Below are 10,227 nucleotides of genomic sequence, written 5' to 3'. Positions count from 1 at the left end.
GCGTCAGGCCGCGCGGTCGTGCCGCCCCGGCCCGGGGCGCGCGGGCGCCGCCGGGAACTCCTCGATGGTCAGCTCACCCGCCTCCCGGTGGACGGCGCGGTCCGGGGCCGGTGGCGAGAGCGCGGCGAAGGCGGCGGCGAGGAAGAGGAAGGACCCGGTCCCGACGGCGAGCGGAAGGACGAACTCCATCGGGCCGGTCCCGTCGAGCCCGGCCCGGGCGGGCACGGCGGCCGTCCGCGCGCAGTGCAGACAGCTGACGGCGAGCCCCATCACCAGGGAGGCGGCCGTCTCGGCCGCCGCACTGCGGAGGGTGACGACGGCCCAGAGCGAGCCGGTGGCCGCCCCGACCGCGACCAGCACCGAGAGCGCCACCGTGCCCGGGTCGAAGCGCAGGCCGCCGCGGGTCCGCAGGGCCGCCAGGTCGAGGCAGTGCACCGCGGCGATCCCGAGGCCGGTGATCACGCCGCCGGCCAGGAGCGCGGGGCCGCGGCGGCGCCCGTACCCGACGGCGCACACCCCCGGACCGGTGACCAGGACGGCCACCGGCAGGCCGAGCACCGCCGCCGGAACGCCGTGGCACGCGTCGGCGCCGTCGGGGGTGAAGCCGGACATCGCGACGACGTCCATCGTCCAGATGCCGGAGCCGATCGCCGCCGCCGCGGTGAGCAGCCGGTTCCGCCGGGCGGCGCCGGTCGCCGCGAGGCCGCGCAGGGTGCGGCGCAGGCCGAGCGCCGCGACGGCGCAGGCCACCACGCACGACAGCGCGGGCGTCACCCAGCCGGAGCCGAGGTGGCTCGTCGTGCCCATGGGACCTCCGGTCGAGCGGTCGGGGCCCGGGGCGGTCCCCGCCGCACCCCGGGCTCCCTGGACCGGGCGGACTCCGCACGGCCGGCGGGCGGGTGACCGGTCCGGAGGGGCCGATCACCCGTCATATGCCGTCCGCACGTGCGCTTCCGGTCCGGGGTGCGTGGGACGCTATCGGGCCCCCGAAAGAAGTCACCCGAAGATATGGAAAGCTACCCGCACCCTGGGGAGGCTGTGCTCGAATGAGCCGGTCCTGTGCCGCCCCGACCGGCGGTCGGGGCGGCGAGCCCTCCTACTCGTACTCGGTGCCGCCCTTGCGGGTCAGATAGGCGTCGCCGACCACCTTGGCGATCGCCCGGCCGCCCACCACCGGGCTGTACCGCTCGGCCACCGGACGGACCACCACGCCCTCGCGCACGTGCAGTTCGCGCCCGGAGACCGTCTCGCGCCCCTGGGCCAGTGCCAGCACGGTGTCCGGGTCGAACGGGCCGCGCCACAGCTCGGGCACCACCGGCAGCTCACCGCCGAGCAGTTCGGCCGCCGACAGCCAGCGCAGCTGCCCGTCCACCACCGCCGAGACGTCGAACGCCGCGTAGCCGGGCAGCTCGGTGCGGCCGGACTCGCCGTACGTGAGGTCCTGCACACCGGCGCCGAACACCTCGCCGAAGATGCCCACCCGCTCGGCGCCGAGCCGCTCCGCCAGCCGGGCGGCCACCGCCGGTATGCCGTGCGCCCGGACGGCCCGCCAGTAAAGGTTCCGCCCGTCCTCGGCCAGCGCCAGCCCCTGGGCGCCGATGCCCTTCGAGGCCACCTGCACCTCTCTCCCGGCGGCGTGGTAGGTGACGAGGCAGCAACTGCCGTGCAGCTTCTCGGTCAGCACGACCGGCTCGCCGGGCTCGAAGATCCCGGGGAAGCGCTTGAGGTTCTCGATGTCCACCCACGGCAGCAGGTCCGGCGCGCGGACCACCTCGCCGTTCATCGCCGTGGGGATCGGCGGCCGCCACTTCACCACGCCCAGCCGTTCGGCGAAGTCCTCGCCGCGCTCGGCGGCGGCCGCCAGATCGGTGCCGGCCAGCGCACCGGGCCGGCAGACGATGCCCTGCGACAGTTCGCCGCGCAGCCGGACGGCCTTCACCCGGTCGGCGCCGCTCCCGGCCAGCCGCCCGGTCAGGCCCAGCTCCTCGATCAGCGGCGCGGGCAGCACGGCCTGCTCGGGGATGTAGACGGCGTAGTCGCCGGTCCGGTACGCGCCCTTGGCCACCACCGCCCGGTAGAGCCCGACCTGTGCCAGCTCCAGGGCGTCGGCGTTCGGGTGCGCCAGGACGGTCAGCCGTTCGGCGGTGACACGCAGTGTGGACACGGGTGGGCTCCTCCCCTTGGCCCGGCCGGTCGGCCGGTGGTGCGTACGGGCGCGGGTGCGTACGGGCGGACCGCTGCCCGGCCGGGTTGGCCGGGCGCGCTCACGCCCGGTGAGCACTCTCGCTCCTCGCGCTGCTCGCGCGCGACGGGTTTTCCCGGCCGGCGCGGGGATCCCCCGCTCGATGCCCGCCCGCCGCGGAGGTGCCGGGCGGCGGGCTCGGCAGGGGCGCGCAGCGGCGTCTGCCCCCTTCGCCGAGGGGCCGGCCGACCGCCCGGTTTGAGCCTTCCCACAGCCGGGGCACGAATCCCGGCGGCACCTGCCTGTGCAATGAGACAGGCACTTTCCGCTCGCATGTGCGGCACTATGATCGGCGTAATGGCCGCACCTGCGGCAGCGTCCCCGCGCCCCTTCCGGCGCGCCCAGGAGGGGAATACCGATGAGCATCCGTGTCGTGCGCTCCCGCAGACTCGCCGTCGCCGCCGCAGCGGCCCTCGCCCTCAGCCTCGGGGTCACCGCCTGCGGCAGCGACGGCGGCGACAAGGCCTCCGGCGGCTCGTCCACCGCGGCCCCGGCCGCCGGGGCGTCCGCCCCGGCGTCGACCGGCGCCGCCAAGGTGTCCGGCCCGATCACCGTCTTCGCCGCGGCCTCACTGAAGGAGACCTTCACCGACCTCGGCAGGAGGTTCGAGGCGGCCAACCCGGGCGCCAAGGTCACCTTCAACTTCGGCGGCAGCTCCAGCCTCGCCAGCAGCATCAACTCCGGTGCCCCGGCGGACGTGTTCGCCGCCGCCAGCCCCGCGACCATGAAGACGGTCACCGACGCGGGCGGCGCCACCGGTGAGCCGAGGACCTTCGTCAGGAACACGCTCACCATCGCCGTGCCGAAGGGCAACCCCAAGCACGTCGCCGGGTTGAACGACCTCACCGCCCCCGGGGTCAAGGTCGCCCTCTGCGCGAAGGAGGTGCCCTGCGGCGCCGCCGCCCTGACCGCGCTCAAGGCCGCCGACGTCAACCTGACCCCGGTCACCCTGGAGCAGGACGTCAAGGGCGCGCTCACCAAGGTCGAGCTGGGCGAGGTCGACGCCTCGCTGGTCTACCGGACCGATGTGAAGGCCGATGCTGCGAAGATCGACGGCGTGGACTTCCCCCAGGCCGCCAAGGCCGTGAACGACTACCCGATCGCCGCCCTCGCCAAGGCGCCGAACAAGGACGGCGCCGCCGCCTTCGTCGCCTACGTCCAGTCGCCCGAGGCCCAGCAGGTGCTCACCGCGGCGGGCTTCCAGGCACCATGAGCCGCCGCACCACCGCCGGCTCCGGCGTCCGCGCCGCCTCCGGCGCCGAGCCCCCGCGAGCGGGCACGGCGCACCGGCGGCGGCGCGGGCGGCGCGTCCCGGTCGCGCTGCTGCTCCCGGCCCTGCTCGGGCTGGCGTTCCTGACCCTGCCGCTGGTCGGCCTGCTGGTCCGGGCCCCCTGGAGCACGCTGCCGGAACAGCTCACCAGTACCGAGGTGTGGGACGCGCTGCGGCTCTCGCTGTTCTGCGCGACGGCGGCCACCGGGGTGTCGCTGGTCCTCGGGGTGCCACTGGCCTGGGTGCTGGCGCGGACCGAACTGCCCGGCCGCCGGCTGGTCCGGGCGCTGGTCACGCTGCCGCTGGTGCTGCCGCCGGTGGTCGGCGGGGTGGCGCTGCTGCTGGTGCTCGGGCGGCGCGGCATCGTCGGCTCCTGGCTGGACTCCGCCTTCGGGATCACCCTGCCGTTCACCACCACCGGTGTGGTGATCGCCGAGGCGTTCGTCGCGATGCCCTTCCTGGTGATCAGCGTCGAGGGCGCGCTGCGGGCCGCCGACCCGCGCTACGAGGAGGCGGCCGCCACCCTGGGCGCCTCCCGGCTGACCGCCTTCCGCCGGGTCACCCTGCCGCTGATCGCCCCCGGCATCGGGGCCGGCGCGGTGCTGGCCTGGGCCCGGGCGCTCGGCGAGTTCGGCGCGACGATCACCTTCGCCGGCAACTTCCCGGGCCGGACGCAGACCATGCCGCTCGCCGTCTACCTGGCCATGGAGTCGGATCCGGAGGCGGCGATCGCGCTCTCGCTCGTCCTGCTGGTGGTCTCCATCGCCGTCCTGGCGGGCCTGCGCGACCGCTGGCTGTCCACCCCGTGACCGGCGCCCCGGCCGGCGGCCGCGCCGAGCCCTCCGCCGACGCCCTGCCCGCCCGCGCCCTGCCCACCCGTGCCCTGCCCGCCACCGCCGTGGGCGCCCCGCCGCCCCGCACCTCCCCCGGGACACTGCCACGATGACCGCCGCGAAGCACGCCCTCGACGCCCGGCTGCGGGTGGACCGCGCCGCCTTCAGCCTCGACCTCGCGCTCACCGCCGCCCCCGGCGAGGTGGTCGCCCTGCTCGGGCCGAACGGCGCCGGCAAGTCCACCGCGCTGCGGGCCCTCGCCGGGCTGCTCCCGCTCACCGCGGGCCATCTGCGGCTGGACGGCCGGGTGCTGGAGGACCCGGCCGAGCGGCTGCACACCCCCGCCGAGGAACGGCCGGTCGGCGTGGTGTTCCAGGACTACCTGCTCTTCCCGCACCTCAGCGCACTCGACAACGTGGCGTTCGGCCCGCGCTGCCAGGGCCGGCCCAAGCGCGAGGCCCGGGCCGAGGCGGCCGGCTGGCTGGAGCGGATGGGCCTGGCCGAGCACGCGGGCACCCGCCCCGGCCGGCTCTCCGGCGGCCAGGCCCAGCGGGTCGCGCTCGCCCGGGCGCTGGCCGTCCGGCCCCGGCTGCTGCTGCTCGACGAGCCGCTGGCCGCCCTGGATGCCCGCACCCGGCTCGACGTCCGCTCGCAACTGCGGCGCCACCTGGCCGAGTTCGAGGCGGTGGCGGTGCTGGTGACGCACGATCCGCTGGACGCCATGGTGCTGGCCGACCGGCTGGTGGTGATCGAGGAGGGCCACGAGGTGCAGTCCGGGAGCCCCGCCGAGATCGCCCGGCGGCCGCGCACCGACTACATCGCCCGCCTGGTCGGTCTCAACCTGTACCAGGGCCTCGCGGACGGCCGCCGGGTCACGCTGGCCGACGGCACCGAGCTGGCCACCTCCGAGGAGCTGACCGGCCCGGCCTTCGTGGCCTTCCCGCCGGCCGCCGTGACGCTGCACCGGGAGCGGCCGCACGGCAGTGCGCGCAACGTCTGGAAGCTGGAGATCGCGGGGCTGGACCTGCACGGCGACCAGGTCCGCGCCGACCTGGCCGGCGCCCTCCCGATGGCGGCCGACCTCACCCCCGCCGCCGCGGCCGAACTCGACCTGGCGACCGGCACGTCCGTCTGGGCCTCGGTCAAGGCCGTCCAGACCCACGCCTACCCGGCCTGAGCGGGCCGCCGCCCGGAGCCCCCCGGCCGGCGCCCGGCTACTCCGAGGGCTCCACGAACCCGGACTCGTACGCGGCGATCACCGCCTGGGTGCGGTCCCGCGCCCCGAGCTTCGCCAGCACGCTGCTGACGTGCGTCTTCACCGTCTGCACGCCGAGGAAGAGCTGCTCGGCGATCTCACCGTTGGTCAGCCCCCGGGCCACCAGGCGCAGCACCTCGGCCTCGCGCTCGGTCAGCGCGGCGCGGGCCATCGTGTCCCGGGCCGCCCGGTTGCCCTGGCCGGCGGCCAGGCGGCGGATCGCAGTCGGGAAGAGCAGCGACTCACCCGCCGCGACCAGCCGGACGGCGTGGGCGATCTCCGCCGGGCGGGAGCGCTTCAGCAGGAAGCCGTCGGCCCCGGCGCGCAGGGCCTGGTAGACGTAGTCGTCGTTCTCGAAGGTGGTGACGACCAGGATCTTCGGCGGCTGCCCGCCGGAGCCGTCCGGCCCGCCGGGCGGCACGGACCCGACGAGCGCGCGGGTCGCCGCGAGGCCGTCCAGCCGGGGCATCCGGACGTCCATCAGCACCACCTGCGGGCGCAGTTCGCGCGCCATCGCGACCGCCTCGGCGCCGTCGGCGGCCTCGCCGACCACCCGCAGGTCGCCCTGCGCCTCCAGGACGGCCCGCAGCCCGGCCCGGACCAGCTCCTCGTCGTCGGCCAGCAGAATGTCGATCATCACGCGCCCAAGCGTAGGGGCATCCGCACGGCCAGCACCCACTGCCCGGCCTCCGGCCCCGCCGCGGCCTCGCCGCCGAGCAGGGTGGCCCGTTCGCGGATGCCGCGAAGTCCCTTGCCGCCCCGGCGTGGTGTCGCGCGGACGGCGGACGACGCCAGCGCGTTGGTGCAGCGCAGCTCCAACTGCCCCTCCCGCACCGCGATCCGGACGGTGATCGGCTCACCCGGCGCGTACTTGAGGGCGTTGGTGACGCCCTCCTGGACGATCCGGTAGCCCTCCCGGGAGAGCACCCCGGGCAGTTTCGCCGCCGGTACGCCGATCCACGCCTCGACCGGGCTGCCGGCCGAGCGCGCGGTGTCGAAGAGGGCGGGCAGCTGCCCGATGCCGGGCCGCTCGGTGGCCGGGCCGTCGGCGCCGTCCGCGCCCTCGAAGGCCCCGCCCGTACCGGCGGGGTCGCGGGTCTCGCGGAGCAGGACGAGCGTGCGTTCCAGGTCCTCCATCGCCTGCCGGCCGGTCTCCTCGATGACTTCGAGCGCCTTGGCGACGAACGCCGGGTCGCCCACCTCCCGCGCCGCGCCCGCCTGGATGACCGTCACCGTCAGCGCGTGGCCGATGGAGTCGTGCAGCTCCCGGGCCAGCCGGTTGCGCTCCAGCAGGCGTTCGGCCCGCAGCTCGGCGGCGGCCAGCCGCTCGGCCGGGGACGGCCCCAGCAACCGCACCGCCATGGCGAGTTGGAGACGGCCCGCCCAGACCACCAGCCAGCCGAGGGCGAACATCAGCACCGGTGCCAGCAGCGGGTACCAGGTGAACCCCTCGCGCGCCGGGAGCCGGAGGCCGAAGAGGTCCGGCTCCGGCCGGACGAGCAGCCCGACGGCGGCGGCCGGCACCAGGACGGACGGGAAGCCGACGGCCGTCCCGAGGGCCACCCGCCCGATCAGCCAGGCCGCCGTACGGCGCCGGTCGGCGAAGCCGCGGGCCGGCTCGGCCGCGATGTCCCGCTCCCGCGCGGGCATCAGCAGCAACCGGGCCTGGACACCCTCCGCCCGGCGCATCGCGGGTACCAGGGCGGCCGCCACGAGCAGCGCGACGTCCAGCGGGACGGCCAGTGCGAGCAGCCCGCCGAGGCTGCGTCCCTCCGTCCCCGGGAAGACCAGCAGGACGACGCCGGCGAAGACCAGACCGATCAGCAGATGGAGCCACCTCGCGTAGGTGGCGGCGCTCAGCAGCGGCGCGAGGATCCTGGGCATCCGGCCATCCTGCCAGGCCAGGGGCACGGACGGCCTCCCTCCCGGGAGGGAGGCCGGTCCCCTCCCCGGCGGGATCCGCCGCGGCCTCCGCTCCGGTCGAATAGGGCCATCGACAGAGAGGGAGGGCAGCCGTGATCCAGGTTCAGGGCCTCACCAAGGAGTACGACGGCACACGCGTGGTCGACGGCCTCGACTTCGAGGTCCGGCCCGGTGTGGTGACGGGCTTCCTCGGGCCGAACGGCGCGGGCAAGACCACCACCATGCGACTGGTCCTCGGCCTGGACCGGCCGACCGCCGGCCGCGCGCTGGTCGGCGGCCGCCCCTACGCCGAACTGGCCGACCCGCTGCGGCAGGTCGGCGCGCTGCTGGACGCCCACGCCCTGCACGGCGGCCGCACCGCCCGCGGCCACCTGCGCTGGCTGGCCGCCGCGGGCGGCCTGCCGGAGCGCCGGGTGGCCGAGGTGCTCGGCCAGGTCGGTCTCGCCGACGCGGCCGGGCGCCGGATCCGCGGCTTCTCGCTCGGCATGCGCCAGCGCCTCGGCGTGGCCGCCGCGCTCCTCGGCGATCCGCCGGTGCTGATGCTCGACGAGCCGGTCAACGGCCTCGACCCGGAGGGCATCCGGTGGATCCGCACCCTGCTGCGCGAACTCGCCGCCGAGGGACGGTCGGTGCTGGTCTCCTCGCACCTGATGACCGAGATGGCGCTCACCGCCGACCACCTGGTGGTGATCGGCCGGGGCCGGCTGCTGGCGGACGCCGCCACCTCCGACTTCCTCGACCGCCACGGCCGCACCCGGGTCCGGGTCCGCGCGGTGGACCCGGTGAAGCTGGCCGCCCTGCTGGCCGGCTCCGACCTGGCCGCCGAGGCGGTGGACGGCGGCGCCTGGGAGGTCGCCGGCGCCGAGCCGGAGCGGATCGCCGCACTGGCGGCGGCCAACGGCGTGGTGCTGTACGAGATCGCCGTCCAACAGGACTCGCTGGAGGAGGCCTTCATGCGGATGACCGCCGACAGCGTCGAGTACCGGGCGGTGGCGGCATGAGCGCCACCGGCACGCCCGTCCGCGCCGGCTCCCCCGTCCGCACCGGCACGGCCCCGGCCCCGGGGTCCGCCCCGACGGGCTTCGGGCAGGTCCTGCGGTCCGAGTGGATCAAGCTCGTCACCCTGCGCTCGCTCTGGCTGACGCCGCTCCTGGCGGTCCTGCTGACGGCCGGGCTCGGCACCGCCACCGCCGCGGCGCTCGGCGACGAGGACGCCAGCCTGATCGACGACCCCGGCATCGGGATCCACTACGGCCTCAACTTCGGCCAGGCCGCGCTGACCTGCTTCGGCGTCCTGCTGATCGGGCAGGAGTTCAACACCCGCATGATCGGCGTCTCGCTCACCGCCGTCCCCCGGCGCGGGCGGTTCTACGCCGGGAAGCTCACCCTGGGCGCGCTGGTGGCCCTCGTCGTCGGCCTGCTCGGGACGGCCGGCTCCTTCGCCGGCTACGCCGCCTACGCCGCCGGTGCCTGGGACGGCCCCGGCCTGCTCCGCAGCGCCACCGTCGGGGTGCTGTACCCGGTGCTGCTGGTGGTGACCTGCGTCGGCCTGACCGCCGTGCTGCGCAACCTCACCGCCGCGATGGGCCTGCTGGTGCCGACGGTCTTCCTGCTCTCCCCGCTGCTGGCCGGCGTGCCGGGGGTCCGCCGCGTGGTGCAGTTCCTGCCCGACCGGGCCGGCCAGTACGCGCTGCACTACGCCGACGATCCGCAGGTCGTCTACGGGCACTGGACCGGTCTGCTGATCATGGCCCTCTGGGCGGCCGCGGCCGCGTACGGCGGCCTGCGCGCGCTGCGCCGGGCCGACGCCTGACCGCCACTCCCCACGACCGGACCTGCCGGAAAGGACGCCCCCGCGATGACCACCGCCGCCGTACTCCGCTCGGAGCGGCTCAAGTTCACCACCCTCCGCTCGCAGTGGAGCACTCCGCTCGTCGCCCTCGCGCTGACCGTCGGCATCACCGCCGCCGTCAACGCCGCGTACGGGCAGGTGGACCACACCCCCGGCGAGGACCCGTCCATCGGGATCTACTACGGCCTGCAGTTCGGCCATGTCGCGGTGGCCTGCGTGGGCGTCCTGCTGATCGGGCAGGAGTTCAACACCCGCATGATCGCCGCCTCGCTCACCGCCGTCCCCCGGCGCGGGCGGCTCTACGGCGCGAAGCTGGCCCTCGGCGCCGGGCTCGGGCTGCTGCTCGGGCTGGTCTCCACGGCCGGCTCGTTCCTGGCCACCGCCGCGACCGTGGGGGTGGACCTCACCGTCCCCGGTACCGGGCGCAGCTTCCTCGCCGGGGTGCTCTACCACCCGCTGCTGATCGTGCTCTGCCTCGGGCTGACCGCCGTCCTGCGCAACCTCAGCGCCGCGCTCGGCCTGCTCACCCCGATGCTCTTCCTCGGCACCACCGTGCTGACGGCGATCCCCGGGGTGCGCGAGGCGGCGCAGTTCCTGCCCGACCGGGCCGGCTTCCACGCGATGCGCACCCAGGCGGACCCGACGGTGCACTACGGCCACTGGACCGGTCTGCTGATCATGGCCCTCTGGGCGGCCGCGGCGGCCTGCGCCGGTCTGCGCTCGGTGCGCCGGTACGCGGTCCGCGCCGGGTGACCGGTGGGCGGTCGCCCGGCCCGTCCACCGGCCCCGGTCAGCCGCGCCGAAGCGCCGGGTGCTCCGCGACCACCGTGCAGCTCCCCGGGGCGATCTCGG

General features: G+C 76.1%; 11 protein-coding genes. 7 read left to right on the top strand and 4 right to left on the bottom strand.

The annotated features are described in order from the left end of the window. Window positions 1-3 precede the first annotated feature (3 nt). Window positions 4-807, bottom strand: coding sequence for an MHYT domain-containing protein (locus ACFWA9_RS13375; RefSeq protein WP_380386510.1), 804 nt, complete (start codon window positions 805-807; stop codon window positions 4-6). A gap of 289 nt (window positions 808-1,096) precedes the next feature. After that, complete coding sequence (locus ACFWA9_RS13370) at window positions 1,097-2,164, bottom strand: RNA ligase (ATP) (protein WP_380386507.1); 1,068 nt, start codon at window positions 2,162-2,164, stop codon at window positions 1,097-1,099. A 436-nt stretch (window positions 2,165-2,600) separates the two neighbouring features. On the opposite strand from ACFWA9_RS13370, the gene modA reads away from it, so the two are divergent. The 4 genes from modA to ACFWA9_RS13350 are packed head-to-tail and all read left to right on the top strand — an operon-like array spanning window position 2,601 to window position 5,522. Further along, window positions 2,601-3,455 (top strand): molybdate ABC transporter substrate-binding protein, encoded by an 855-nt coding sequence (gene modA, locus ACFWA9_RS13365; RefSeq protein WP_380386504.1) that lies wholly within the window; start codon window positions 2,601-2,603, stop codon window positions 3,453-3,455. Beyond that, the gene (locus tag ACFWA9_RS13360; protein WP_352291092.1) at window positions 3,452-4,321 is read left to right on the top strand and encodes an ABC transporter permease; all 870 of its coding nucleotides are present in this window, start codon (window positions 3,452-3,454) and stop codon (window positions 4,319-4,321) included. Before modA ends, ACFWA9_RS13360 begins: the two co-directional genes overlap by 4 nt. Next, complete coding sequence (locus ACFWA9_RS13355; protein ID WP_380386501.1) at window positions 4,318-4,458, top strand: hypothetical protein; 141 nt, start codon at window positions 4,318-4,320, stop codon at window positions 4,456-4,458. The genes ACFWA9_RS13360 and ACFWA9_RS13355 overlap by 4 nt, the downstream gene beginning before the upstream one ends. Beyond that, window positions 4,455-5,522, top strand: coding sequence for an ATP-binding cassette domain-containing protein (locus ACFWA9_RS13350; RefSeq protein WP_352291091.1), 1,068 nt, complete (start codon window positions 4,455-4,457; stop codon window positions 5,520-5,522). The genes ACFWA9_RS13355 and ACFWA9_RS13350 overlap by 4 nt, the downstream gene beginning before the upstream one ends. Before the next feature lie 37 nt (window positions 5,523-5,559). Here the strand turns inward: ACFWA9_RS13350 and ACFWA9_RS13345 are convergent, their stop codons facing one another. Further along, a complete protein-coding gene (locus ACFWA9_RS13345; RefSeq protein WP_380386498.1) occupies window positions 5,560-6,240 on the bottom strand; it encodes a response regulator in 681 nt (226 codons plus the stop codon). Then, window positions 6,237-7,484: a histidine kinase gene (locus tag ACFWA9_RS13340; RefSeq protein WP_380386495.1), complete on the bottom strand. Its 1,248-nt coding sequence runs from the start codon at window positions 7,482-7,484 to the stop codon at window positions 6,237-6,239. The genes ACFWA9_RS13345 and ACFWA9_RS13340 overlap by 4 nt, the downstream gene beginning before the upstream one ends. Before the next feature lie 131 nt (window positions 7,485-7,615). Between ACFWA9_RS13340 and ACFWA9_RS13335 the strand changes: the two genes are divergently transcribed. From ACFWA9_RS13335 to ACFWA9_RS13325, 3 genes are read left to right on the top strand one after another with little or no spacing between them, the layout of a single operon-like run. Then, window positions 7,616-8,524, top strand: a complete 909-nt coding sequence (locus ACFWA9_RS13335; RefSeq protein WP_380386493.1) for an ATP-binding cassette domain-containing protein — start codon at window positions 7,616-7,618, stop codon at window positions 8,522-8,524. Then, window positions 8,521-9,336 carry an ABC transporter permease gene (locus ACFWA9_RS13330; protein ID WP_380386491.1) on the top strand — a complete coding sequence of 272 codons (816 nt, stop codon included), beginning with the start codon at window positions 8,521-8,523 and terminating at the stop codon, window positions 9,334-9,336. The genes ACFWA9_RS13335 and ACFWA9_RS13330 overlap by 4 nt, the downstream gene beginning before the upstream one ends. A gap of 45 nt (window positions 9,337-9,381) precedes the next feature. After that, window positions 9,382-10,128: a hypothetical protein gene (locus ACFWA9_RS13325; RefSeq protein WP_359804239.1), complete on the top strand. Its 747-nt coding sequence runs from the start codon at window positions 9,382-9,384 to the stop codon at window positions 10,126-10,128. Window positions 10,129-10,227: the final 99 nt, after the last annotated feature.

It is taken from the genome of Kitasatospora sp. NPDC059973 (assembly GCF_042737525.1).
GTDB lineage: Bacteria > Actinomycetota > Actinomycetes > Streptomycetales > Streptomycetaceae > Kitasatospora.
Note: the sequence above shows the minus strand (reverse complement) of the source record. Positions and strands in the feature narration are given on the sequence as shown.